Annotated in this window: 23 protein-coding genes and 1 pseudogene; 16 read left to right on the top strand and 8 right to left on the bottom strand. The window is 66.5% G+C overall.

The window, feature by feature from the left end; translation table 11 throughout:
- The first annotated feature begins 177 nt into the window (after window positions 1-177).
- The 5 genes from O5M90_RS05930 to O5M90_RS05910 all read left to right on the top strand — a co-directional run bounded on the left by O5M90_RS05930 (window position 178) and on the right by O5M90_RS05910 (window position 3,725).
- Window positions 178-954: a Crp/Fnr family transcriptional regulator gene (locus O5M90_RS05930; protein WP_269840340.1), complete on the top strand. Its 777-nt coding sequence runs from the start codon at window positions 178-180 to the stop codon at window positions 952-954.
- 224 nt (window positions 955-1,178) lie between these two features.
- Window positions 1,179-1,847 (top strand): sensor histidine kinase, encoded by a 669-nt coding sequence (locus O5M90_RS05925; protein ID WP_269840339.1) that lies wholly within the window; start codon window positions 1,179-1,181, stop codon window positions 1,845-1,847.
- Window positions 1,848-2,253: 406 nt separating this feature from the next.
- Complete coding sequence (locus O5M90_RS05920; RefSeq protein ID WP_262968550.1) at window positions 2,254-2,463, top strand: hypothetical protein; 210 nt, start codon at window positions 2,254-2,256, stop codon at window positions 2,461-2,463.
- Between the two features lie 111 nt (window positions 2,464-2,574).
- Window positions 2,575-2,925, top strand: a complete 351-nt coding sequence (locus tag O5M90_RS05915; protein WP_269840338.1) for an RNA recognition motif domain-containing protein — start codon at window positions 2,575-2,577, stop codon at window positions 2,923-2,925.
- Between the two features lie 341 nt (window positions 2,926-3,266).
- Entirely contained in the window at window positions 3,267-3,725 is a 459-nt protein-coding gene (locus O5M90_RS05910; RefSeq protein WP_269840337.1) for a universal stress protein, read from the top strand.
- Window positions 3,726-3,729: 4 nt separating this feature from the next.
- Here O5M90_RS05910 and O5M90_RS05905 read toward each other — a convergent pair whose 3' ends face one another.
- The 4 genes from O5M90_RS05905 to O5M90_RS05890 form a co-directional block, all read right to left on the bottom strand.
- Window positions 3,730-4,941, bottom strand: coding sequence for an efflux RND transporter periplasmic adaptor subunit (locus O5M90_RS05905; protein ID WP_269840336.1), 1,212 nt, complete (start codon window positions 4,939-4,941; stop codon window positions 3,730-3,732).
- Between the two features lie 10 nt (window positions 4,942-4,951).
- The gene (locus O5M90_RS05900) at window positions 4,952-7,318 is read right to left on the bottom strand and encodes an ABC transporter permease (RefSeq protein ID WP_269840335.1); all 2,367 of its coding nucleotides are present in this window, start codon (window positions 7,316-7,318) and stop codon (window positions 4,952-4,954) included.
- Window positions 7,315-8,046: an ABC transporter ATP-binding protein gene (locus tag O5M90_RS05895; protein WP_269840334.1), complete on the bottom strand. Its 732-nt coding sequence runs from the start codon at window positions 8,044-8,046 to the stop codon at window positions 7,315-7,317. The genes O5M90_RS05900 and O5M90_RS05895 overlap by 4 nt, the downstream gene beginning before the upstream one ends.
- A gap of 106 nt (window positions 8,047-8,152) precedes the next feature.
- The gene (locus O5M90_RS05890; RefSeq protein WP_262970420.1) at window positions 8,153-8,581 is read right to left on the bottom strand and encodes an Hsp20/alpha crystallin family protein; all 429 of its coding nucleotides are present in this window, start codon (window positions 8,579-8,581) and stop codon (window positions 8,153-8,155) included.
- Between O5M90_RS05890 and O5M90_RS05885 the strand changes: the two genes are divergently transcribed.
- The 3 genes from O5M90_RS05885 to O5M90_RS05875 are packed head-to-tail and all read left to right on the top strand — an operon-like array spanning window position 8,580 to window position 11,408.
- Entirely contained in the window at window positions 8,580-8,897 is a 318-nt protein-coding gene (locus O5M90_RS05885; protein WP_269840333.1) for a hypothetical protein, read from the top strand. The two genes, O5M90_RS05890 and O5M90_RS05885, sit on opposite strands and share 2 nt — an antisense overlap.
- A 31-nt stretch (window positions 8,898-8,928) precedes the next feature.
- Window positions 8,929-9,294 carry a TraR/DksA family transcriptional regulator gene (locus O5M90_RS05880; RefSeq protein WP_269840332.1) on the top strand — a complete coding sequence of 122 codons (366 nt, stop codon included), beginning with the start codon at window positions 8,929-8,931 and terminating at the stop codon, window positions 9,292-9,294.
- Between the two features lie 32 nt (window positions 9,295-9,326).
- Complete coding sequence (locus O5M90_RS05875) at window positions 9,327-11,408, top strand: putative bifunctional diguanylate cyclase/phosphodiesterase (protein ID WP_269840331.1); 2,082 nt, start codon at window positions 9,327-9,329, stop codon at window positions 11,406-11,408.
- Window positions 11,409-11,577: 169 nt separating this feature from the next.
- On the opposite strand, the pseudogene O5M90_RS05870 reads toward O5M90_RS05875, so the two are convergent.
- Window positions 11,578-11,826, bottom strand: a pseudogene (locus tag O5M90_RS05870) (SOS response-associated peptidase family protein); the annotation flags it as partial.
- 299 nt (window positions 11,827-12,125) lie between these two features.
- Entirely contained in the window at window positions 12,126-13,583 is a 1,458-nt protein-coding gene (gene pdxR, locus O5M90_RS05865) for a MocR-like pyridoxine biosynthesis transcription factor PdxR (RefSeq protein WP_269840330.1), read from the bottom strand.
- Between the two features lie 57 nt (window positions 13,584-13,640).
- Here pdxR and O5M90_RS05860 point away from each other — a divergent pair, with 57 nt between their 5' ends.
- Together O5M90_RS05860 and O5M90_RS05855 are read left to right on the top strand one after the other, a co-directional pair.
- Window positions 13,641-14,261, top strand: coding sequence for an FMN-binding negative transcriptional regulator (locus O5M90_RS05860; protein ID WP_269840329.1), 621 nt, complete (start codon window positions 13,641-13,643; stop codon window positions 14,259-14,261).
- Entirely contained in the window at window positions 14,258-14,710 is a 453-nt protein-coding gene (locus tag O5M90_RS05855) for a GNAT family N-acetyltransferase (RefSeq protein WP_269840328.1), read from the top strand. The genes O5M90_RS05860 and O5M90_RS05855 overlap by 4 nt, the downstream gene beginning before the upstream one ends.
- 5 nt (window positions 14,711-14,715) lie before the next feature.
- Here O5M90_RS05855 and O5M90_RS05850 read toward each other — a convergent pair whose 3' ends face one another.
- Window positions 14,716-16,719: an alpha/beta hydrolase family protein gene (locus O5M90_RS05850; RefSeq protein WP_269840327.1), complete on the bottom strand. Its 2,004-nt coding sequence runs from the start codon at window positions 16,717-16,719 to the stop codon at window positions 14,716-14,718.
- Window positions 16,720-16,776: 57 nt separating this feature from the next.
- A complete protein-coding gene (locus O5M90_RS05845; RefSeq protein ID WP_137941948.1) occupies window positions 16,777-18,462 on the bottom strand; it encodes an electron transfer flavoprotein-ubiquinone oxidoreductase in 1,686 nt (561 codons plus the stop codon).
- A 203-nt stretch (window positions 18,463-18,665) separates the two neighbouring features.
- Between O5M90_RS05845 and O5M90_RS05840 the strand changes: the two genes are divergently transcribed.
- The 6 genes from O5M90_RS05840 to O5M90_RS05815 all read left to right on the top strand — a co-directional run bounded on the left by O5M90_RS05840 (window position 18,666) and on the right by O5M90_RS05815 (window position 24,830).
- The gene (locus tag O5M90_RS05840) at window positions 18,666-19,760 is read left to right on the top strand and encodes a phospholipase A (RefSeq protein WP_262970428.1); all 1,095 of its coding nucleotides are present in this window, start codon (window positions 18,666-18,668) and stop codon (window positions 19,758-19,760) included.
- 90 nt (window positions 19,761-19,850) lie between these two features.
- Window positions 19,851-20,243, top strand: a complete 393-nt coding sequence (locus O5M90_RS05835) for a PAS domain-containing protein (protein ID WP_137941950.1) — start codon at window positions 19,851-19,853, stop codon at window positions 20,241-20,243.
- A gap of 12 nt (window positions 20,244-20,255) precedes the next feature.
- The gene (locus tag O5M90_RS05830; protein WP_269840326.1) at window positions 20,256-21,578 is read left to right on the top strand and encodes a sensor domain-containing diguanylate cyclase; all 1,323 of its coding nucleotides are present in this window, start codon (window positions 20,256-20,258) and stop codon (window positions 21,576-21,578) included.
- Window positions 21,575-23,308, top strand: a complete 1,734-nt coding sequence (locus tag O5M90_RS05825; RefSeq protein WP_269840325.1) for a putative bifunctional diguanylate cyclase/phosphodiesterase — start codon at window positions 21,575-21,577, stop codon at window positions 23,306-23,308. Before O5M90_RS05830 ends, O5M90_RS05825 begins: the two co-directional genes overlap by 4 nt.
- A gap of 75 nt (window positions 23,309-23,383) precedes the next feature.
- The gene (locus tag O5M90_RS05820) at window positions 23,384-24,166 is read left to right on the top strand and encodes an SDR family oxidoreductase (RefSeq protein ID WP_269840324.1); all 783 of its coding nucleotides are present in this window, start codon (window positions 23,384-23,386) and stop codon (window positions 24,164-24,166) included.
- A 4-nt stretch (window positions 24,167-24,170) separates the two neighbouring features.
- On the top strand, window positions 24,171-24,830 hold the full coding sequence (locus O5M90_RS05815; protein WP_269840323.1) for a YceH family protein: 660 nt from the start codon (window positions 24,171-24,173) through the stop codon (window positions 24,828-24,830).
- Window positions 24,831-24,835 lie beyond the last annotated feature (5 nt).

Raw genomic sequence — 24,835 nt, 5'->3', positions numbered from 1 at the left:
ATTCATGCAGACCTTCGATGGGACTTGCGCCAGATCAACGAACTGGTGAATGCCCTGCACTGCGAACTTGCTGCGTACGGTACCGAACACTGGCGGCGCCCGCGATCCAATACGCTGGGTCTGTAGTGGCGACGCACAGGTCGCCCGCTTGACCCGGCCGAACCACGAAAGTCCAGCATGACCATTGATGCCTCCACCGCCCTGATGAACCATCTGCTGGCTGCGTTACCGGACGATGAGTTCCAACGTTGGCTGCCGCTTCTCGAGCCTGTCGAGCTGACCCAGAACCGCGTCCTCTATGAAGTCGGTCAGACGCCGAGCTATGCATACTTTCCGACCACGGCCATGGTTGCCTTGGTGATTCCGCTGGAAAACGGCGCATCGACGGAAGTTGCCTTGGTCGGCAACGATGGTGTCGTCGGCGTGTCGGTCTTCATGGGAGGAGGCTGCGCACCGGATTGTGCCGTTGTGCTGAGCGCGGGGCTTGGTCTTCGGCTCAGTGCGGCAGCCCTCAACGAGGCCTTCAATCGAAACCGGAAGGTAACGCGGGAAATGCTCGGCTACACCCAGGCGCTGATCGCACAGATGTCCCAAACCATCGTGTGCAACCGTCATCACTCCTTGTTCGAGCGACTGTGTCGCTTCATCTTGCTGAGTCTGGACCGCCTTCAGAGCAACGAATTGGTCATGACCCAAGAGCTGATCGCCCAAATGCTCGGCGTTCGCCGCGAAGGGGTGACAAATGCTGCATTGAAATTGCAAGCAGCGGGACTGATTCGGTATTTTCGCGGGCGAATCAAGGTGATCGATCGTCCGGGTTTGGCGCGACAAAGCTGTGAATGCTATGCCGTCGTGAGAAATGAATACGAGCGGCTCATGCCGGACTTGATGCTCGGGAGTTCAGCAGTGAACCGCCGACCGCGACACGCCTGTTTGGTTTCGGCGCAGTGCTGAACTCAACATCCGCAACCGAGGATACTCATATGCACCTGCACCCAACCACGAACCGGACCACTGAGGCGAACCATCACTTGCAGTTGCTGCGGGCAGGAGCTTGGGGGAAGCGCCTTCGGCGCCATCACGCGATTCCGCGACCTGTCGGCAGGGACCAAAGGCCTCGGGTCGGCATCCTTGAACTTGTGGCGCACGAGTTGCGAAATTCGTTGCTACCCCTACGCTTGGCGGCAGCACAACTCAATGCAGGCAATCTTGATGCCGTGCGGTTGTCCCGCCTAAGGCTTTCGATTGAGCAACAAATCGACGTCATGTCTCGAGTGATCGGCGACTTGCTGGACAAAGCCCGCGCTGACCACGGAAAGATCCGCTTGCAATGCGTCGACGTGGACCTGGCGGAATTGATTACCCGGGCTATTGGTGCATGCCGCCCTAGCGCAGCCCTGCGTGCACAGCATCTCGCGTTGCATCTCCCCGCCGAGCCGGGTCTTCATGTGCACGGCGATCCGATTCGCCTCTTGCAGATGATTGGAAACCTGCTGAGCAACGCATCCAAGTACACACCGCGAGGCGGCAAGATTTCAATGTCGGTCATGCTGTGTGCAGACTGGATCCAGATGACGGTGTCGGACAACGGGATCGGCATCCCGACGGACAGCCTTGGCAAGATATTCGATCCGTTCGTGCAAACGGACCTCGCCTTACGGTGTGACGGCAGTGGCCTGGGTATCGGCTTGTCACTGGTGCGCGAACTTGCAGAGGCTCACGGCGGAAGGGTCGCCGCTAGAAGCGCCGGACCAGGGTTGGGTAGCGCGTTCACAGTCATGCTTCCTGTCCCGGGTGCTCGAAAGCATGGCTTTCCAAAGCACGCAATTCACCTTGATCCCGCCTGAACCGAGCAATGAGTAGAGCTCAAACATCGCCTACGAGTCCTGCATCGGCGCCCAAGCTTGACCAGCCTTGCAGCGATCAGTTGCTCGCCTGGCGGCGAGGGGAGGAGAGCCGCGGTTCGGCACGCTTGTGCAGCTGGCTTATGGCGAACGGTGTCGGAAAAACTGAACCGCAACCCATGGCTCAGCACCCGAAGAAATATAGATCTAATTCAATAGGCGTAAAAGGTATAATGAAAGCGTCCGCGACATGTTTCCTTTGACTGGCGATTGACGCCAGTCGGAAGCTGATTGCGACCAGTGCATTTTTGGCCGGCACAGCAGCCGCTAACCGAGTTCAAGAATGCTCCCGTCGGGCGATTCAAGCCTGCAATACTGATTGAAGAACATTTCAAACAACGCCATTCCCATGGGCAAGTACGTCGTCTCGCCCGCGACACACCCGACCGACTGTGGCCGCTTTCGCGCCTCTTTCTCGGTTCGCCGTGCTCAGGACAACGGCCGTCACCGCCGTGTGTTCCGCTTCGAAACAACCTTTGCCTCTAACGACGCTGCTCGGTTGTTCGCCGTCACTCAGGGCTGGTTGCAGGCGTGCATGCCGCACCCCCCAGTGTGCTGACGATTTGGTCCCGCCAGATCCAGTCCAAAGGTCCTACTCGCTGCGGATGCCTCATTCGCAGATTCGAGATTCGCATCCTGAAGGTGCGCCAGTACTAAGAAAGGCTCGTCCATGAGCAGCAAGATCTACGTGGGTAACCTGCCCTACTCAGTGACCGATTCCAGCTTGAAGAGCAACTTTGCCGAGTTCGGCAGCGTGTCTTCTGCCAAAGTCATGATGGACCGCCAAACCGGCAGTTCCAAGGGCTTTGGGTTTGTGGAAATGGCTTCTGCGGAAGTTGCCCAGGCCGCTATCTCGGCCCTGCATGGCATGACCGTGGATGGACGCTCGATCGTCGTGACGCTGGCCCGCCCCCGCGAAGCAAGCACAGATTCGAACGGTTACAGCGCAGGTGGGTACACCGCAGCCAAGCGTTCGGATATTGGCTACGGCACGGGCGGCTACGGCGGTGGTCGCTACTGAACCAGCGGCTCCCCGCAATGACCGACTCTTCTGAGTCGGTTTTTTTTGCCCCGGCCATGCTGCTTGAAGACGGCGGAGAGGATGACTGGGCTTGCGTGCGCAGAGCGCATGAAGCTGCCGCAGAGCTGCGTGGCCAGTGACCGGATCTGGCCGGTATGTTGAAAAGGATGTTCAAGCCGATCTGCCCCAGCAACAGCGTGACCGGCAGCATGCCGAGGTGATCTGCATCAAGTCAGCCCCGCGACCCGTCGGGTTGGCTTGACGCGGCGCAAGCATTGCCAGCCGCAAGTCACTGAATATGCAGGGATCAACACTGAGGCGACAGCCGGCTGGGGATCCCTATGTACAAGCAGATACTCGTGCCGCTGGACGGCAGCCGCACTTCCGAACGCGGCTTGCGTGAGGCGATCAGCCTGGCGCGCAGCCTGGGCTCGCGCCTGAGCCTTCTGCATGTGATCGATGCCTATCCGATGTTCGACGAGCGCGCCGCCGCAGTCGCCTTCCTGCAGTCGATGGACCTGCTGCGCAGCCAGGGCAAGGAACTGATCGCCAAGGCGGCGCAGCAGGCTGAGGCACAGGGGCTGCCGGTGGCCTGTCAGCTGCGCGAAGCCATCGGTGAGCGTGCCGCCCATGTGATCGTCGAGGAAGCGGCCAAGCAGGGTTGCGACCTGATCGTGATGGGCACGCACGGACGCCGCGGCGTGAACCGCCTCCTCATGGGCAGCGACGCCGAGCTGGTGCTGCGCAATAGTGCGGTGCCGGTGCTGATGGTGCGTGATGCCGAGCCCGAGGCCAGATAGGGCCTCAGACCTTGCGCTCGCGTATCCGCGCGCCATCGGCAACCGCGGCGCCCGGATAGACGATCACCCGGGAGCCGGCGCCCACGCCGGCACGCAGCCAGGCCGAGCTGCCATTGCGCGCCGCCAGTTCCACCGGCGCGAGCCGCGCCCGCGCGCCATCGGCGACGAAGACCGCATAGGCGGGTGCAGCCCGGTCGTCCTTGGCCGGCAGCGGGAACACCGCGCTGACCGGCACCTGCAGCGCCTCGTCCTGCGCCAGCGTGACGATGCGCACACCGACACGGAAGCCATCGCCCAGCGCCTGCCACTGCTCGCGCGGGCTGTCGATGCTGACCAGCACCCGCACGCGCTGCTCTTCGACACCGAGTGCTGACACCTTGGTGAAGGCCGAGGGCTCGACCCGGCGCACATGGCCGAGCAACTGGCCGGAACCGCCCCAGTGTTCGATGCGCACCAGGCTGCCGGGTCGTGCGGCCAGCGCGTCGGTGGTTAGCAGCTCGGCAACGATTTCCAGCCGTCCGATATCGCCCAGCTCCAGCAGCGGCGTGCCGGCCACGACATTGGCCTCGCTGGCCTGCAGCACGCGCAACACCTGGCCCGCGATCGGCGAGCGGACCGGGAAGCCATTGCCACCACTGCCTTGCCGCAGCAGACTCAGCGCCGCACGTGACTGCTCGATCTCGTGCATCGCCACCTGCTGCTCTGCGGTGGCGGCCTCGACTTCCTTTTGTGCCGCCCTGGCGGCCAGCTGATCGCTCTCCAGCCGCGTCGCGGTGATGAAGCTTTGCTGGGCCAGCAGCTCGCTGCGGCGCGCCTCGCCCTGCGCCTGCTCCAGCGTCATGCGCGCGCGAGCAAGGCGGGCTGTCGCCGCTTGCGCGCCGGACTGCGCGGCCCCGAGCCGGGCGCGCAGCTCGCTCGTGCTGCGCTCGTCGAGCATCGCCGGCAGCGAGGGCGTCAGCAGCGCCACGCTGGCGTTCTCGGCCACCGCATCGCCCTCACGCAGCGTGATCCGCGACAGGCGTCCGGCCAGCGGCGCCGAGACCACATAGCGATCGGCCAGTCGGGTCTTGCCTTCCTCCTCGACCAGCAGTTCGAAGCGGCCTTGCGTCACCGGTGCCAACTCCACCTCGACCGCACGTGGCGCGAAGGCCCAGGCAGCCAGCAGCGCCAGAGCCACAACAGCGCCAGCCGAATAGATCCAAGTCCTGCGATTCACACAAAGCTCCTCATTCCCTTGTCTTCAGCGCCGACACCATGTCCAGCCGGTCGATGCGCCGCCGGACCACCAGCGCGCTGGCGCCCGCAGCCGCCAGCACCGCCAGCGCCGCCCAGCCATAGGTGCGCGGCCTGATCAGCACCGGAAAGAAAAACTGATCCGAGGCCAGTAGGCCCGCGACGCCGTGCACCAGGGTCCAGCCCAGCACCATACCCAGCGGTATCGCGACGGCGATTGCCAGGCCCAGCTCGCCCAGCAGCAGCCCGGAAACCTCAGCGCGCGTGAAGCCCAACACGCGCAGGCTGGCCAGCTCCCAACTGCGCTCGGCCAGCGCGATGCGTGCGTTGTTGTAGACAACGCCCACCGCGATCACCGCGGCGAACGCGGTCATGATGGTGCTCATGATGCGGATATTGCGCGCGCTCAGCTCCTGCATATTGCGCAGCATCGAGGCCTTGCTAAAGGCGCCGGCGACGCGTGGCAGGCCGCGCGTCGCATCGAGCAGGCGCGCCTCCGAACCGCGCTCCAGGCCCAGCACGAAGCCGGTGCTGACATCGTCCTCGCCGAGCGCGCGGTTCAGAGCACGCCGCTCCATGTAGGCGTTCAGGCCCATCATCTCCTGCACGGTCTTGTCCACCACGGCCTCGAAGACGCGCCCGCGCCCTTCCAGCACCTCCACGCGCACACGGTCGCCCGGTCGCAGCGCCAGTTTGTCGGCGAGGCGGTCGGTCAGAACCAGGCCGACGCCGTCGGGCCGGGTCTCGCGTGCATCGGCATCGATGATGCGATACAGCTGCGGCGCGGCCGGATAGCCGCGTATCAGCGTGCGCTCGCGGCGCGGCCCATTGACGAGGTTCACGTTGACGAAACGGGTCGACTCGACTGCCGTCACGCCCGGTAGCCGCGCCAGCTCGAGCCGCGCGCTGTCGGTCAGCGGATCGGCGGCCCACACCGTCACGTCGCTGCGCAGCGACAGGTTGAACTGCCGGTCGACGATGACCTCGATCGCATCGCGAAAGAAGTTGCCCAGCACGACGATGGCCACCGCTGCCGCCATGCCGGCGATCGACAGGCCGGTGCGCCAGGGCTGGCGCTCGATATTGCGCAGGATCATGCGCAGAGCGGGCGCGATGCCGCGGACGCCCAGCCGCTCCAGCAGCGTGCGCCGATAGCGGCCAGGCGCCGGCGGGCGCATCGCCTCGGCCGGGGCCAGCCGCACGGTGGCGGCAATGGTGTTGAGCGTGCCCAGCACCGCAGTCCCGAGGGTCAGCGACAGGCCGATCGCCAGCAGCTCCGGCGCGATATGGTGCTCGAAGCGCGGGAAGCGGAAGAAGTCCGCATAGAGCCCGGTCAATAGCGTGCCCAGCACCTTGCCCAGTCCCACGCCCAGCAGGAAGCCCACGCCGACGATCAGTATGACCAGCTTCAGGTAGTGAGCGGCCATCGCGCGGTTGGCATAGCCCAAGGCCTTCATTGCCGCGATCTGCTCGCGCTGCGTGGCCACCAGTCGCGACACGACCACATTCAGCAGGAAGGCCGCCACGCCCAGGAAGATCGTCGGCAGCACAGTGCCGAGCACACGCTGCTCCTTGATCTCGTTGTCCAGCATCAGATGCGAGCTCTGGTGCTCGCGGCCGATGGCCTGCTGGGCGCCGTAGCGCGTCAGGCGCTCCGTCACGGCATCAATCACTGCGCGTTCCTCGGCCTGCGGCGCGAGTTTGATCGCCACATGGTTGAACGCGCCTTCCATGTCGTAGGCCGCATCGAGCACGCGGCGGTCGACCCAGAATACGCCGAAGCTGCGCTGGTCCGGCATGCCCCACAGGCCGGCAAAGATGTACTCGGGCGACAGCGCCGTCCCGACCATCACCAGCGTGCGGCGCCGGCCGTTGATCAGCGCGCCGATGCGCGCGCCGGGCCTGAGCCCATGGGCGGTGGCGAAGGCCTCGGACACCAGGGCCGGGATGCTGCCGTCCGATGCGGCGTCGCGCGGCAGCCCGCCGCCAAGGCGCACGCTGACCCGGTTCATGCGCATGCCGTTGAGGGGGTCGATGCCGATCAACTGGCCGACGATGGGGTCCGACAGCCCGGGCAGGTCCACCCGCACGCCGAATTCGGTGCTTGGCTGCACGTCGGCGACGCCGGGCAGCTCGCGCAGCTGCGCGACCAGCGCATTTGGCGCGCGCTTGAGGCTAGCAAAGACATCGGCGAAGCGCCCCTGAGCATAGAAGTCGTCGCGCGCCTGCGCCAGCGAGTCGACCGCCGACAGGCTGGTGATGAAGCCGCCGATGCCGCTGGCCACGACCAGCGCAATCGTCAGCGCCTGGCTCCACATCAGGCGCAGGTCGCGCAAGAGCTTACGGTCCAGCGCCTTCACCAGGACAGCTCCGAGGCCCGGATGCGCTGGGCATTACGCACCACCTTCTGGATACGCCCGTCGCCCAGATGCACGATGCGGTCGGCCATGCCGGCGATGGCCGCGTTGTGCGTGATCACGATGGCCGTGGTGCCGAGGTCGGCGTTGATGCCCGCGATCACTTCCAGCACCAGCTTGCCGGTCTGGTAGTCCAGCGCGCCGGTCGGCTCATCGCACAGCAGCACATCGGGCCGCTTGACGATGGCGCGCGCGATCGCCACGCGCTGCTGCTCGCCGCCAGAGAGCTGGGCCGGGAAGTGGTCGCGCCGCGGCGTCAGACCGACCAGCTCGACGGCCTCGTCGATCGGCATCGGGTCGGCCGCGATGTCGGTCACGAGTGCAAGGTTCTCGCGCACCGTCAGGCTGGGGATCAGGTTGTAGAACTGGAAGACGAAACCGACATGCTTGCGCCGGTAGGCCGTCAGCGTGGCCTCGTCGGCACCGCTGAGCAACTGATCGCCGAAGCGGAGCTCGCCGCGCGTCGGCACGTCCAGGCCGCCGAGGATGTTCAACAGCGTGGACTTGCCGCTGCCCGAGGGCCCCAGCAGCACGATGAACTCGCCGCGGCGCACCTCCAGGTCGACGTCGCGCAGCGCCGTGACCTCCACCTCGCCGGTGAGATAGGTCTTGCTCAGGCCGCGGGCCAGGAAGACCGGGGCGGCATCGGCTGGAAGCGAAGGCTGCAACATGGATTGACTGTCTCAGCCGCAGGTCCAACGTGGCTTGACGGCCATCAAGTCTGCAGCGAAAGCGTCGCGGGAATCGGTTGCGGCAAGGCCTTCGCACGCGCCGTCGCTATTCGACGTTGATACGGCGGCTTCCTGCGGTCTCCTTCTTCGGCAGCGTCAGCGTCAGCACACCCTGCTCATAGCGCGCCTTCACCTTGGCCTCGTCGATCTCGCTGCCGAGCTGGAAGCTGCGCGACACCGAGCCGTAGTAGCGCTCCTCGTGCAGCAGTCGTTCACTGTCGGACTTCTTGTCGAACTGCTTGATCTCGGCGCGCAATGTCACGAGGTTGCGGTCGACGGTGACCTGGATGTCGTTCTTGTCGACCCCGGGCAATTCGGCCTGCACGGTGTAGGCCTCGGCCGCTTCTTTGACGTCGATCTTGATGCTGCCGGGGGCTGGCAAGGGGTCGCCGTGCAGGGGTTTGAGGTAGAAGCCGCCGGGGAGGCCGCGCAAGAATTCGTCGAAAAGGCTGCTGCTAGTGGTCAGTGCACTCATGATCAATCTCCATCAGCAAGAGAAAGTGGCCTGTCTTACCGGGCTCGATCAGCATCCGGCAAGACAGTATTCGTCCACACCCGGCCTCTTGTCATTGATGATGCGCAAGCTCGCAAGCGCTTTGCCGATGGTCCATCATGCCGGCCGCCTGGGCGGCGCAGGCCGGGTGGCCTCGGCGTCGGCGGGTGGGTTCAGTCGCCTCCAGAAATGCAGGACCTGGCCAGGCGCAGCATCGGCACGCAGTTTGATCGCTGAACTGCACCCGCCGGTCTTGACGCGGCTCAACCTTGAACGGCAGCCGCCTTGCTACCGTTGATTTGCGCGGATCGCGGCGAACAGGAGGCCAGATGGACATCGTCACCCAATCCCAGCTGAACACGCTACGGCAGGCGCTTGAGTCACGACTGTCCGTGCTGCGCTCCGAACTGAGTGGGGCCCGGCAGGCGCGCGCATTGGCGCAGGCAGGCCAGGAATCGAGCGACACAAAGGATCTCGCGGGCCGGCTGCAGCTCGATGAGCTTGACGAGTTACATGAGCAACGAGCACTGGATGAACTCGCCGCGAGCGAAGCCGCTCTGGCGCGTCTGGCGGCCGGCAGCTACGGCCACTGCGTCGACTGCGGCGCAGCGATCGCGCTGCCGCGTCTTAGGCTGCTACCGGCCACCCTGCGCTGCGCTGCCTGCCAGCACCTGCACGAGCATCGATCAGCCTAGGCACTCGACCATATCCAAGCTGAGGAGTGGAGATGGGAACGGCCGCTTGGTCCAAACACGGGTTGCGGTCGCCGAGCGCCGTAAAGTGGGCACGGATCGTCGCAATGAGCCTGCTGCCGCCGCTGATTGCGCTGGTGTTGCAGTGGAGCCTGTGGTCGGCGATCCGGCCCTATGTCTGGTTCCTGTTCTATCCAGCGGTGTTCGCCAGTTCCTGGTTCGGCGGCCGATGGGCTGGGATTCATTCGACCCTGGTCTCGACGCTGCTGGTCTGGTACCTTTTCATTGCGCCGGAGTATCAGTTCACCAAAGGACCTCACGCGCCGCTGCTGCCGGCGACGGTGTTCCTCACGATGGGCGCGGTGTTCAGCCTTTCGCATGAGCGGCTGCGGCGTAGCGAGCAGAGGAGCCGCGAGCTGTTCGACCTGTCCTCGGCGGTGTTCGACAGCACCTCCGAAGGCATCATCGTGACCGATGCTGAGGCCCGCATCGTGCGCGTCAATCAGGCCTTCACCGCCATCACCGGCTTCAGCGCCGACGAGGTGCTGGGCAAGACCCCGGCCGTCCAGAGGTCCGGCCGCCAGGACCAGCACTTCTACAGCCAGCTCTGGTCGACGCTGAAGGACACGGGCCAATGGCAAGGCGAGCTCTGGAACCGTCGCAAGTCCGGCGAACTGTTCCCGGTCTGGGAGAGCATCAGCGCGATCAGGGGTGCTACCGGCGGGATCACGGGCTATGTCTCCATCTTGACCGACATCACGAGGCTCAAGCAGGCCGAAGAGCGACTGCGCCACCTCGCCAACCACGACCCATTGACCGGCTTGCCGAACCGGCTGCTTTTCGCCAGCAGCATGCAGCAGTCGATCGAGCGGGCCAAGCGGCACCGCGAGCGGGTCGCGCTGATCTTCATCGATCTGGACCGGTTCAAGCTTGTCAATGATTCGATGGGCCATGCGGCCGGGGACAAGCTGTTGAAGGAAGTCGGCCGGCGGCTCAAGCGCACCGTCCGGGCCGAGGACGTGGTGTGCCGGCTCGGTGGCGACGAGTTCACTGTCGTGGTCGAGGAGATCGCCCGGGTGGATGATGTGGCCACACTAGCGCAGAAGATCATCGCCTCGCTGTCTACGCCAGTAACTATCGATGGCCGGCAACTGGTGGTATCCGCCAGCCTGGGCATCGCGCTCTACCCCGATGACGCTCAGAGCGTCGAAGAACTGAGCCGCGCCGCCGACGCAGCGATGTACCGGGCCAAGGAGCGCGGGCGCAGCACCTTCGAGTTCTACACCACGGAAATCAGCGACAGCGTGCACGAACAGCTGAGCATGGAGGTGGATCTGCGCGCCGCGCTGGAACGCGAGGAACTGGCGCTGCACTTCCAGCCCCAGTTCGATCCAACGACGATGAAGCTCAAGGGCGTGGAGGCATTGCTGCGCTGGCGCCACCCGATGCTGGGGCTGCTGATGCCGGATCGCTTCATCCAGATGGCGGAGCAGACCCATCTGATCAACGCGCTGGGCACCTGGGTGCTGCAGCGCGCCTGCGCCCAGCTGCGCGCATGGGTCGACGACGGATTCGAGCCGGTACGGATGGCCATCAACGTTTCGGGTCGCCAGGTCATCTACGACCACCTGGTGAGCTCGGTGGAGCGCGCGCTGGAGCAATATGCGCTGCAGGATATCGCCGGCTGCATCGAGCTCGAACTCACCGAAAGCGTGTTGCAGGCGGTCGGCCCGAGCACCGAGGTGCTGGACCGCATGCGCGCCATGGGTGTGCGCGTCGCGATCGACGACTTCGGTGTCGGCTATTCATCGCTCGGCCTGCTCAGGCATCTGCCAATTGATGCCTTGAAGATCGACCGCAGCTTTGTGCGGAACCTGCCAGCCGATGAGAACAGCGATGCCATCGTCCAGGCCGTAATCTCGATGGCGCACGCGCTGGGCCTCAAAGTGGTTGCGGAGGGCGTCGAGACTGAAGCGCAGCTGGATCGCCTGCGTGCCCTGGCCTGCGACGAGGTCCAGGGTTTCCTTTTGGGGGTGCCGATGCCGGCCAGCGAGATCCGCAAGCTTCTGAGCAAGGCAGATGCGACGCTACGAGTGGCGGGTCGGAGTTCGGGATGAAAAGCGCGTCCAACCAGGCTCGCTAACGCGGATTGCCCTAGCTCAATACCGCCACGTACTCAGGATGGGCGGCGGGACTGTGCAAAGCCGCAGGAGTCGCTATCTAGTGCTGAAGTGCCCCACAGCATCCATTGATTAACTATTGCAACCAGCCTAAGGACGACTTGCATCAAGCGGCCAAGCGATGCCCATAGAACGGCCGTTCCCGATCATCCAGCACCGCCTGCAACTCATCGAGCTTGCTCGGGTCCGGATTCAGCCACAGATCCAGATGCTCCGGCTTGATCGGGATGATGCAGCGGTAATGCCCCGCAGCCGCGACCTCAGGGGGCGGCTCATCGGTCACCCGTGCAAAGCTGTCGAGCTCTTCCTTGCCATCGGTCCAGTGCGCCCACAGCACCGCCGCTAGCATCTCCTGATGCCCGTTTCAAGGCACGCTGGAAGGTTTGGTCGTATAGATGATGACCGCGAGCGCCAACGCCGGCAAAGGCCCAGGGCGCTGACAACAGTACGAGCTATAGCAACAGCCAGATCAGCGGCAGTACGGTGCGGATCAATTCGGGTGTCGCCTTGTCCTTGTGGGAAGTGCGGTGGAAAAAAGCTGTGTGCATGGCGGGAGATGGCGTAATGCTACTTTCTTGATTCTCCGACTCCGCCAACAGTTGAAAAGCCTCCGCAGCGCAAGCTGCGAGGGCTTTGTTGTTTCTGGGCCGCCCCTTACCGCCAGGCGCGGGCCAGCGTTGCGACGGCGGACCGGATCTGTGCCTCGGTCACGCCGGCAAAACCCAGCAGCAGGCCGGCGCGCGCGCTGGCCGGCAGCACGGCGCCGACCTGGCGCAGCGGGCCCAGCTCGACGCCCTGGGCGTCTGCCAGGGCATGCAGGCGCTGCTCCTGCACGGCACTGTCCAGCGGCAGCAGCGCGTGCAGGCCGGCATCGACCGGCGCCAGCGGCAGCGCGGTGCCGAAGTGCTGTTGCCAGCTGCCCAGCAGCGCGTCGCGCCGGCGCTCGGCGGCGCGACGCACCCGGCGCACATGGCGCAGGAAGTGACCTTGCTCGATGAAGTCGGCCATCACGCTCTGATCGGCGATCGAGGCATGCCGGTCCAGCAGTGCGCGCAGCTTGGCCAGATTCGAGGCCCAGGCCGGCGGCGCCACCAGATAGCCCAGGCGCAGGCCCGGGAACAGCAGCTTGGAGAAGGTGCCGATATAGAGCGTGCGGCCGCTGCGGTCCAGGCTGGCCAGCGGCGCGAGGGGCACGCCGGTGTAGCGGTACTCGCCGTCGTAGTCGTCCTCCAGGATGTAGGCATCGTGGCGCTGCGCCCAGGCCAGCAGGTCCAGGCGCCGCTGCAAGCTCATCACCGCGCCGCTGGGAAACTGGTGCGAGGGCGAGACATAGGCCAGCCGGCAAGGCCCCAGCGCCTCCAGCGCGCCGACCTGCAGGCCCTGGGCATCGACCGGCACCGGCAAGACCCGACCCCCTTGCAGGGCCAGCGCCGCAGCGGCGGCGCGGTAGCCGGGCGACTCGATCGCGGCGCGCTCACCCGGCCCGAGCAGGGCCAGCGCGGCCAGCGCGATGGCCTGCTGAGAGCCACCGGTGATCAGCACCTGCTCGGCCGTGCAGCGCAGGCCGCGCGAATGGCTCAGGTAGCGGGCCACCATCTCGCGCAGGCGCGGCAGGCCGGCAGGGTCCGAGTAGCCCAGCGATTGCTGGCCGGCGCGGCGCCAGAAGCGCGCCTGCAGCCGGGCCCAGATCTCGGCCGGGAACAGGTCCAGCGCCGGCACGCCGTAGCGGAAGGCGCGCGGCGGCCCCTCGACCATGCGGGGCTGGCTGTAGCGCTGCAGATGCTGCCACAGCGCGGTGCCCGGCATGGCCTGCTGCGCTGCGACCCCGGCGGCCTGCGCAATAGCGTCGCCCGGCAGCCCGGCCACATAGCTGCCATCGCCGACGCGGGTCTGCAGAAAGCCCTCGGCCAGCAGCTGCTCATAGGCCCGCACCACGGTGTTGCGCGACACCCCCAGCGCGGTCGCCAGCTCGCGCGTGGTCGGCAGGCGCAGTGCGGCCGGCAGCTGGCCTTGCAGGATGCGTGTCTTCAGCTGCGCATGGATCTGGCGGGCCAGCGGCTGCCCCGCCAGCAGCTTCATGCCGGCCGGATCGAGAGCCAGGATTGGTGCCATGAAAATTCCGGATATTGGATCTTTGATCGTACCAAGCGATGCCCTAGAGTGAGGGCCATGTACACCCCCAAACACTTTGCACTGAGCGATCTGGCGCTGGCGCGCCGGCTGATCGATGAACAACCCTTCGCGATGCTGGTCGGCCCCGATGCGCAGGGGCAGAGTTTCGTGACCCATCTGCCGCTGTCCTGGGGGAGCGATGAAGAGGGCTGGTGGCTGGAGGGCCATATGGCGCGCGCCAATCCGCACTGGGCCTGGCTGGCCGCGCAGGGCCAGGTGCTGGCGGTGTTCAGCGGGCCGGACGGCTATATCTCACCGACGCACTACGAAACCCGGCTCAATGTGCCGACCTGGAACTACCTGGCCGTCCATGTGCACGGCGCGCTGCAGACCATCGACGAGGCCGCCGCCAAGGACGCGCTGCTCAAGCGCTTGATCGCCCGCCATGAGCCCGGCTATGCCGAGCAGTGGCGCGGCCTGCCCGAGGACTTCCAGCACAAGCTGCTGGGCGCCATCGTGGGCTTCCGCATCAGGGTGGAGCGCTGGGAGGCCAAGGCCAAGCTGAGCCAGAACCGCTCGGCGCTCGAGCGTGCGCGCATCATTGCCCACAGCGAGGCCGGCACGGCCAAGGAACGCGAACTGGCGCGGTGGATGCACCAACTGGGGCTGGGCGCATGAGCCGGCCGGACTGGACGATTCGGCCCCTGCAGGCCGCCGACCGTGCCGGCTGGGAACCGCTGGCGCGCGGCTACAAGGCCTTCTACGAGACCGAGCATGATGCCGAGACCTACGAACTGGCCTGGCAACGCCTGCTGGCCGGGCAGGAGGTCCACGGGCTGGCGGCGGTCGATGCAGACGGCCGGCTGCTGGGCCTGGCGCACTACCTGTTTCACACCAGCGTCTGGACCGGTTCGAGCTGCTATCTGCAGGACCTTTTTGTCGACCCGGATGCGCGCGGCCAGGGGGTGGCTGCGGACTTGATCGAGGCGGTGGCCGAGCGCGCCGCCGCGCAGGGCGCGACGCGCTACTACTGGCAGACCCAGGCCCACAATGCCAGGGCCCGCGCGCTCTATGACCGGGTGGCCCAGCATCGTGGCTTTGTGCGCTACGACTATCCGCTGGGCTGACGCGATCAGGGCTTGAGCTGCTCGGCCAGAAAGCGCTCCAGCAGGTCCAGCATTTCGTCATGGTTGCCGGTGAGCCGGTAGCCGTGGCCTTCGCCGTACTTGGCCAGCCAGAGCGGCTCATTGCCGGCACGCTGCAAGGCGCGGCGCATGCTCTCGGCCTGCTCCAGCGGCGTGCGGCGGTCATCGACGCCGGCGTAAATCATCACCTTGGATTTGATTCTGTCGGCCAGATGGACTGGCGAGACGGCCTGCAGCGCGGCGCGCTGCTGCTTGGGATCGCCCACCATCTCGACCCAGAACTCGCGCGCCCGCTCGTTGCTGGAGATGTCGCTCCAGCCCGAGTCCAGCAGCGCCGGCAGATCGCTGACCGGCAGGCCCGCCACGACGCAGCGGTAGCGCTCGGGCGCGCGCGCCGCCGCCATCAGGCTGGCATAGCCGCCGTAGCTGGCGCCCATGATGCACAGGCGCTGCGGGTCGGCATCGGCGCGCTGGAGCACGGCAGTCAGCACATCGTCCAGATCATCCTGCATGGCCAGGCCGAACTGGCCGCGCGAGGCTTGCAGCATGCGCTTGCCGAAGCCCAGGCTGCCGCGAAAGCTGGGCAGCACGACCAGATAACCGCGCGAGGCCAGCCAACGGGCCGTGGCCATGTCGCCGTGCTCGTCGCCCCAGACGGCACCGCGGTCCCAGGGGCCGCCGTGCACCAGCATCAGCACGGGCAGGGGTTGGCCTCTTGGCGCCTTTGCCGGCTTGAGCAGATACGCCAGCAGGGGCAGGCCGTCGCGGGCGCGCAGCTCCAGGATCTCGGTCCCCGGCACGCGTTCGCGTGCCAGCCCGGGGCGGCTGTTCAGCAGCTCGGTGAGCAGGCCTTGCCGGCTGTCCAGCAGATACCAGCGCATCACCTCGGTGTCTGAGCTGGAGCCCACCAGCACCCGATCGCCGGCGCTGAACTGCAGGATGTTGCTGCGGCCCGGCAGGGCCTTGTCGACCAGTGCCTGCACAGCCCGGCGACGCTCATCCATCCAGAGTTGCAGCGGGCGCTCGGCCGCGACGGCAAAGCCCAGCAGCTCGTGGGTGAGCTCATGATGCAGCTGCGCACCGACGGGCGATCCCAGCGCGTCAACGGCCACGTCGTAGCGCGGATGCTCGACCAGGACCTCGCCCCATTGCTGGCGCTGCGGGTCATATTCGCGCACGGACGTGGTGTCGCGGCCCGCATTGCTGGCGACCAGCAGCTTGCCGTCGGCCTCGATGCTCAGCGGCACGCTGACGTCGCCACGGCTGCCGCGATGGCGCCAGAGCTCGCGCCAGCTTCCGTCGCTGTCACGGTAGTGGCTGATCAGATCCAGCGAGTCGGCCTCCCGGCCGATCGCCACCCGCGGTTGAAGCTGCGCATCCAGCACCCAGCGGCCGATGCGCGGCGGGCGCTTGTCGGTCAGCAGTGTGCGTTTGCCGGTCAGCACGTTGAGGCGATAAAGATCGATGCTGTGCTCGTCCACATCGTTGCTGGCCACGATCAGCTCCTCATCGCTGCCCGGCACGCGTTGCTGCGGCCACATCTGCACCATCCGGCGCACGCCCGTGTTGGCCCATTCGCCGGCGGTCTGGAACAGGCGGCGCTGCTCCTTGCCGTCGCGGCCAACCACATAGAGACCACCGACATGGCTGCTGGTCTTGCGGCTTTGTCCCAGCTGGGTCAGCGAAAACACCAGGCGCGCGTCACTGAGCCAGATGAACTCGCCGACGTCGGCAAAAGGCACGGAGATTCGGGCGCTGAAACGGGCGCTGTCCAGATCGAGGATGGCCAGGTTGCGGCGGCGGTCTTCGCCGGGCACCAGAACGGCCACATAGCGGCCGCTGGGCGAGAGCTGGGCGGCGGCATAGTCGGGCGAGCGGAACACCTCGGCGCGGCTCAGCGGCTGAGCCTGGGCGACTGACCCTGCCAGGGCGGCGATCGTGAGCAGGGCAGTGCGGATCAGCGAGGGCATAGGGATAAGCAAGGCAGACATGAAAAAGCCCGCCGGTGAGGGCGGGCTATGGCGGAAGGCTAAGCGCTGCGTAGGACTTTACATGCCCGCGTAGTTCGGACCGCCCCCACCTTCGGGGGTGACCCACACGATGTTCTGCGTCGGGTCCTTGATGTCGCAGGTCTTGCAGTGCACGCAGTTCTGCGCGTTGATCTGCAGCCGGTCCTCGCCGGCATCGGTCTTGATGAACTCATAGACCCCGGCCGGGCAGTAGCGGCTCTCGGGGCCGGCGAACTTGGCCAGATTGATGGCCACCGGCACCGCGGCGTCCTTCAGCGTCAGGTGGGCCGGCTGGTCTTCCGCGTGGTTGGTGTTGGAGACGAAGACCGAGGAGAGTCGGTCGAAGGTCAGCTTGCCATCGGGTTTCGGGTAGGCGATCTTGCTCGACTCGGCGGCGGGGCGCAGATAGACATGGTCGGGCAGGGTGCGGTGGATGGTCCACGGCGGGCTCTTGATGCCCAGCTTCGGCAGGAACCACTGCTCGATGCCGGTCATCAGCGCGCCGACCGTGTTGCCCTTCTTGAACCACTGCTTGAAGTTGCGCGATTGGTTCAGCTCGGCGTGCAGCCAGCTCTGCTCGAAGGCGGCCGGGTAGGCGGCCAGCTCGTCGTGCGAGCGGCCGGCGCCCAGGGCCTCGAAGGCGGCTTCGGCGGCCAGCATGCCGGTCTTGATGGCCGCATGGCTGCCCTTGATGCGGGCCGCGTTCAGATAGCCGGCATCGCAGCCGACCAGGGCGCCGCCGGGGAACACGGTCTTGGGCAGGCTCAAGAGGCCGCCGGCCGTGATCGCGCGCGCGCCGTAGCTGATGCGCTTGCCGCCCTCCAGATGGGCGCGGATGCTGGGATGGGTCTTCCAGCGCTGCATTTCCTCGAAGGGCGAGAGCCAGGGGTTCTTGTAGTCGAGGCCGACGACAAAGCCCAGCGTGATCTTGTTGCCCTCCAGGTGGTAGAGGAAGCCGCCGCCATAGGTCTCGTTGTCCATCGGCCAGCCGGCGGTGTGCACGACCAGGCCGGGCTTGGCCTTGTCGGCCGGCACTTCCCACAGCTCCTTGATGCCGATCGCATAGCTCTGCGGGTCCTTGCCGGCGTCGAGCTGGTATTTGGCGATCAGCTGCTTGCCCAGATGGCCGCGCGAGCCCTCGGCAAAGATGGTGTACTTGCCCAGCAGCTCCATGCCCAGCTGGAACTCGCCGGTGGGCTCGCCGTCCTTGCCCACGCCCATATTGCCGGTGGCGATGCCGCGCACCTCGCCCTGCTCGCCATAGACGATCTCGGCGGCGGTGAAGCCGGGGAAGATCTCGACGCCCAGCGCCTCGGCCTGCTCGCCCAGCCATTTGCTGACCGCGCCCAGCGAGATCACATAGTTGCCGTGGTTGTGGAAGCACTCGGGGATCAGCCACTGCGGCGTGCTGGTGGCGCCGCTTTCGCTGAGGAACAGCACCTCGTCGCCGGTCACCGCCTGCTTCAGCGGGGCGCCGAGCTCCTGCCAGTTCGGGAACAGCTCGGTAATGGCGCGGGGGTCCATCACGGCGCCGGACAGGATGTGCGCGCCGGGCTCGGAACCCTTCTCCAGCACCACCACGGACAAGTCCTGACCCTTGGCGGCCGCCAGCTGCTTGAGCCGGATCGCGCTGGCCAGGCCGGCCGGGCCACCGCCCACCACGACCACGTCGTATTCCATGTTCTCGCGCGGACCGTACTGGGCCACAAGTTCTTCGCTCGTCATGCTTGTCCTTGGTTCTTTTGCTGGAGCCACGCGGGTGGCCGCGCACTGTTCGGGCCGCATTCTACTGGTGCGATTGAAAAATAGAACGATCGTGCTTTTCGGCTCTGGGCTGAGAGCTCTAGCGCGGCGCGGAAACCCCGTGTCACAGACCGGCAGCGCCAGGGCTGCGATCATGCGCAGCTCGATTCGTTTTCAAGGCCCCCATGCCCAGACATTCCGCTGTCCCGTCGCTGTTGTTGACCCTGCTGGCCGCTGCCAGCGCTCAACCGGCCTTGGCCGAGGCCGAGGCGCCGACCCTGGCCTATTGCGCCGCGATCGGTGCCCCGGCCGACCGGCTGGCCTGCTATGACAAGCTGGCGGGGCGGGCACCCGAGCTGCCCCCGGCCCCCGAGGCCGCGCCGACGGCCACGGCCGCTCCGTCCAGCTCCGAACTGGCCCCCAAGGGGGCGCTGAACGCCGCGCAAACGCGCAGCAGCTCCAGCCTGATGTCCAAGTTCTGGGAGCTCGACGCCGAGGACAAGCGCGGCACCTTCAACTTCGTCGGCTACAAGCCCAACTATGTGCTGCCCTTTCACTACACCAGCCGCATCAACCGCCAGCCGCAGTCGCCGACCCAGGCGGTCGTGGCGCAGCCAAACTACCGGCGCGAGGAGGCCAAGTTCCAGCTCTCGTTGCGCACCAAGCTGGCCCAGGACCTGATCTTGCCCGGCGGTGATCTGTGGGTGGCCTTCACCCAGCAGGCGATGTGGCAGATCTGGAATGGCAAGGACTCCAAGCCCTTTCGCAACAGCGATTACGAGCCCGAGGTGATTTATGTGCTGCCCACGCCCGAGGCCTGGCGCCAGCTGCCCTTCGGCTGGCAATGGCGCTATGCGCAGCTGGGCATCGCCCACCAGTCCAACGGCCAGTCCGATCCACTGTCGCGCAGCTGGAACCGCGTCAATCTCGGCGCCGGCTTCGAGCGCGGCGACTGGTCGCTGAGCACCCGGCTGACCCAGCGCCTCAACGAGCCGCTGGCCACCGACAACAACCCCGACCTGGTCAGCTACCGCGGCCGCGGCGAGTTTCAGCTGAACTGGGCCCATGGCAAGCACACCGCCTCGCTGCTCTATCGCAGCACGCTGAAGAACGTCAAGTACGGCGCGCTGCAGCTGGAATGGACCTACCCGGTCTTCGAGGACCAGCCCAACGGCCTGCGCTGGTATCTGCAGGCCTTCCGCGGCTATGGCGAAACGCTGACCGACTACAACTTCCGCCAGACCAGCATAGGTGCTGGGGTGAGCTTCATGCAGTTCTGAGCCGGCCGTGGCCTCATGTTTCCTGCCGTTGAGCCGAAAAGACGGTATACCCAGAGAGCGATTTGCCTCCCATCTGCCCAAGAGAACTCGATGAACACTGTTCAAAACCCCGCTTTTGCCGATCAAGGATTGCTGATGTTGCTTGAACAGGCCGGCGATGCCGAGCTCGATGCCCTGGACTTTGGTGTCATCGGTTTTGATGCTGAAGGGGTGGTCCGGCGCTACAACGCTTTTGAGTCCAAGGCCGCCGGCTTGTCGCCGGAGCGCGTGCTGGGGCATGCGCTGTTCACCGTGGTGGCGCCTTGCATGAACAACTTCATGGTGGCGCAGCGCTTCGAAGACGCGCAGCAGGCGAGCAGCGCGCTGGATGACGTGATCGACTATGTGCTGACCTTGCGGATGCGGCCCGTCAAGGTCAGGCTGCGCCTGCTGTCCAGCCCCGGCGCTGCACGGCGCTATGTGCTGGTCAACCGTGCCCCTTGAGCCTGCTCCCCTATGAGCACCTCCGTGATCGAGCAGGAGCACGAGGCGCTGCTGCAGTTTCTCTACATGGCGCCGATAGGCCTGCTGCAACTGCGCCCTGACGGCGAGATTCTGCTGATCAATCCACTCTCCGCACAGCTGCTGATGCCGCTGTCGCGCGACGGCGCGCTGGCCAATCTCTTCACCGCGCTGGCCGATGTGGCGCCGGACCTGCGCCACCGCGTGGCCGACTTTCAGGGCTCGCACGGCATGATTGTCGAGGCGCAGCAGCTGCAGGTGGCCCCAGCCGGCTCGGGGCATGCCGAACCGCAGCTGCTGTCTCTGAGCCTGCTCAAGCTCGATGACGAGCGCTTGATGGCCGTGCTCAACGACGTGACCCAGTCCGTCAGGCGCGAGCGCGAACTGCGCCAGAGCCAGGCCTGGATCAACACCATCGTCAGCGGCATCACCGACTATGCGCTGCTGCCACTGGACGAGCAGGGGGCTGTGCAAGCCTGGAACCCCAGCGTCGGACGGGTGACCGGGTTTGCGGCCGAGGCCTCGTTAGGACGCGGCTACGCGGTCTTCTATCCGCCCGATGACCTGTCGCCGGCACGGATGCAGGATCGTCTGCATGAGGCCGACCGCAGCGGCTGGAGTCTGGACGAGGGCTGGCGGCTGCGTGCCGACGGCTCGCGCTTCTGGGGCAGCTGCCTGATCGCGCCGCTGCATGAGGGTGCCGACGAGGCCGGCGCGCCGCGCGGCTACAGCCTGATCATCCGCGACATCTCCGACCGCCGCGAGGCTCATGAGGCCTTGCGCCGCTCGATCTTCTGCGACCACCTGACGGGCCTGGCCAACCGTCGGGCCTTCTTCGAGGCCGCCGAGATCGAGTTGCAGCGCTGGGCCCGGCAGCCGCGCCCATTGTCGCTGGTGATGATCGATGCTGATCATTTCAAGCAGATCAATGACCGCCATGGCCATGCCGCCGGCGACGCGGTGCTGCGCCATCTGGCAGTGGCGCTGGGCGCCTGCTCGCGCTCGCTCGATGTGGTGGCCCGGGTCGGCGGCGAGGAGTTCATCCTGCTGCTGCCGGACACCACGATCGACGGCGCCGAGGCTCTGGCATCGCGCCTGTGCCAAAGCATTGCGGAGCGGCCGGTCGAGATCGACGGACACTGCGTCCGCTACACCGTCAGTGCCGGCGTGGCCCAGATGCAGGCCGGTGTGGCCGGTCTGGATGCACTGATCAAGCGCGCCGACGCCGCGCTCTACCAGGCCAAGGCGCTTGGCCGAAACCGGGCGCAGCGCTGGCATGGCAGCGCCGCCCCCAGCGAGTTGGAGACCGGCCTATGAAGCCGGAGGCCGGCGCCTACGAGGCCTTGATCCAGTTTCTCTACCAGTCGCCGATCGGCCTGCTGCAGGCGCGGCCGGATGGCGAGATCATGATGGCCAACCCGATGTCCGCGCAGCTGCTGATGCCGGTGGCGCCCGGCGGCAATCTGCTCAATCTCTTCGATGCCTTGCAGACCGTGGCGCCCGAGCTGCGTGCGCAGACGGCCGCGCTGGGCGAATCGAACGGCGTGATCTGCGAGGCACTGCGGGTGCCGGTGGCGCACCCGCGCAGCCCGGTCAAGGCGCTGGACATCCGCCTGCTCAAGCTCGATGCCGACACCTTGATCGCCAGCGTCAGCGATGCGACGGCGGCGGCGCTGGACGAGCAGCAGCGGGTGGCCTCGCAACTGCGCGATGCCACCCGCACCGACAGCCTGACCCTGATTCCGAACCGCGCGGTCGCGCTCGAGCGCATCGAGCAGGCCTTGCTGCATGCGCGGTCCGATGCGACCTATCAGTTCGCGCTGCTCTTCATCAATATCGACCGCTTCAATCGCGTCAATGCCAGCCTGGGCCCCGGTGTCGGCGACGAGCTGCTGCGCCTGATCGCCGAGCGGCTGAGCAGCACGGTGCGGCTGGGCGATGTGGTAGTCAGCGGCATCGCGGTGCCGTCGCACACCCAGACCGCCGCCCGGCTGGGTAGTGACGAGTTTGTCGTCGTGCTTGAGGGCCTGCGCCGCGCCGACGATGTGCACGGCGTCGCGCAGCGCCTGCTTGATGCGCTGGCCAAGCCCTATGGCATCGCCCACGAGCAACTGCATCTGAGCGCCAGCATGGGCGTGGTGCTGCGGGCCCAGGCAGAGGGTGATGCCGATGCGGTGCTGCAGGACGCCAGCACCGCGATGCGGGTGGCCAAGCGTGCGGGCGGCGCCCGCTACTGTGTGTTCGAACCGCAGATGAAACAGCGCGCGGCGCGGCGCGGCCAGGTCGAGAGCGATCTGCGTCGGGCGCTGGCACAGGGCGAGCTGTTTGTGGTCTATCAACCGCTGGTCGATCTGGTCGGCGGGGCTTGCAGCGGGGTCGAGGCGCTGGTGCGCTGGCAGCACCCGGCGCGCGGCCTGGTGCCGCCGGTCGAGTTCATCGACGTGGCCGAGGAGACCGGCCTGATCGCGCCGCTGGGCGCTTTTGTGCTGGACACGGCCTGCCGGCAGTTCGCCACCTGGCAGCGCCAGCTCGGAGACGGCGCGCCGCAGATCCTCTCGGTCAATCTGTCGCGTGCGCAGCTGGCCGATGCCGACTTGCCCGAGCTGGTAGCCCGCTCGCTGGCCGACAGCGGCCTGGCGGCACGGCATTTGCAACTGGAGATCACCGAGAGCCTGGCCGCGCAGGGCGAGTCGGTGCAGCGCATGCTGCATCGGCTCAAGGCCCTGGGCATAGGCTTGGCGCTGGACGACTTCGGCACCGGCTACTCCTCGCTGGCCAGCCTGCACCTGTTGCCGGTCGATGTGGTCAAGATCGACCGCTCCTTCGTCAGCCAGGCCGAGACCAGCGCCCACCACCGTGTGCTGATCGAGGCGACTGTGCGGGTGGCGCGCAGCCTGGGCATGCGCACGGTGGCCGAGGGTGTCGAGACCGCCGGGCAGGCGGACATCCTGGCGGTGCTGGAGTGCGACAAGGGCCAGGGCTATCTCTATGCCCGGCCGCTGCCGGCCGAGCAGGCACAGGACTGGATCATCGAGCACCTGCGCTGACAGACCGTCGCTGAGTCCGATCATGACCGGCGCGCATGCTATCGTTTCCTCCAGCAGTTTTCCGAGGACGAGACCATGAGCTACAGCATTGACTTATCGGGCCGTGTGGCCCTGGTGACCGGCGCCTCCAGCGGCCTGGGCGCGCAGTTCGCCAAGACCCTGGCCAAGGCCGGCGCCGGGGTGGTGCTGGCCGGTCGGCGACTGGACCGGCTCAAGGCCTTGCGCGCCGAGATCGAGGCAGCCGGCGGCGACGCCCATGTCGTGACCCTGGACGTCACCGACCTGGACAGCATCAAGTCGGCGGTCGCCCATGCCGAGACCGAGGTCGGCACGCTGGACATCCTGATCAACAACTCCGGCGTCAGCACGACGCAGAAGCTGGTCGATGTCGGCGCCGACGACTACGACTTCGTGATGGACACCAATGTGCGCGGCGCCTTCTTCGTCGCGCAGGAGGTCGGCAAGCGCATGCTGGCGCGGGCCCGCGGTTCGGCGCCGGGCACCTTCATCGGCGGGCGCATCGTCAATATCGCGTCGATGGCCGGCCTGCGGGTGCTCAGCCAGATCGGCGTCTACTCGATGAGCAAGGCCGCCGTGATCCACATGACCAAGGCGATGGCGCTGGAGTGGGGCAAGTACGGCATCAATGTCAACGCGATCTGCCCCGGCTATATCGACACCGAGATCAACCACCACCACTGGACCACTGACGGCGGCAAGAAGCTGATCGACCTGCTGCCGCGCAAGCGCGTCGGCCATCCGCAGGACCTCGACACCTCGCTGCTGATGCTGTGCGCCAACGAGAGCCATTTCATCAACGGGGCCGTGATCCAGGCCGACGATGGCTTCGGAGTCTGAGCGCATGTCGACACTGCGAGACCTGACCCCTTTGGAGGCCCGCGTACTGGCCGTGCTGGTCGAGAAGGAGCATACGGTGCCGGACAGCTACCCGCTGTCCGTCAACGCGCTGACCCTGGGCTGCAACCAGAAGACCGCGCGCGACCCGGTGATGAATGCCTCCGAGTCCGAGGTGCTGCAGGCGCTCGATGAGCTCAAGGCCATGCACCTGATCAACACCGTCAGCGGCAGCCGCGTCGTGCGCTTCGAGCACAACGCCGCGCGCGTGCTGGGTGTGCCCGGCGCGGCGCTGGCCATTCTGACCCTGTTGATGCTGCGCGGCCCGCTGACCGCCGCCGAGCTGCGCCTGTACACCGAGCGCCTGCACCGCTTTGCCGACATCTCCTCGGTCGAGGGCTTTCTCGATGAACTGGCCAGCCGCGAGCCTCAGCCCTATGTGATCAAGCTGGCGCGTGCCCCGGGGGCGCGCGAGTCGCGCTGGGCCCATCTGCTGAGCGGGCCGGTGGCGCAGGATGCCTACAGCGGCGGAGCAGCGGCACCGGCGCTGCCGCGCGAGCAGGAGATCGAGGCCTTGCGCGCCGAGCAGCTGCGCCTGCGGGCCGAGGTCGAGGCCTTGACGGCCCTGGTCCACCGCATGGCCGCCGAGCTGGGCATCGCGGCCTGACGCCG

It is taken from the genome of Paucibacter sp. M5-1 (assembly GCF_027498415.2).
GTDB lineage: Bacteria > Pseudomonadota > Gammaproteobacteria > Burkholderiales > Burkholderiaceae_C > Roseateles_E.
This window is presented reverse-complemented; position numbering and strand designations above follow the sequence as displayed.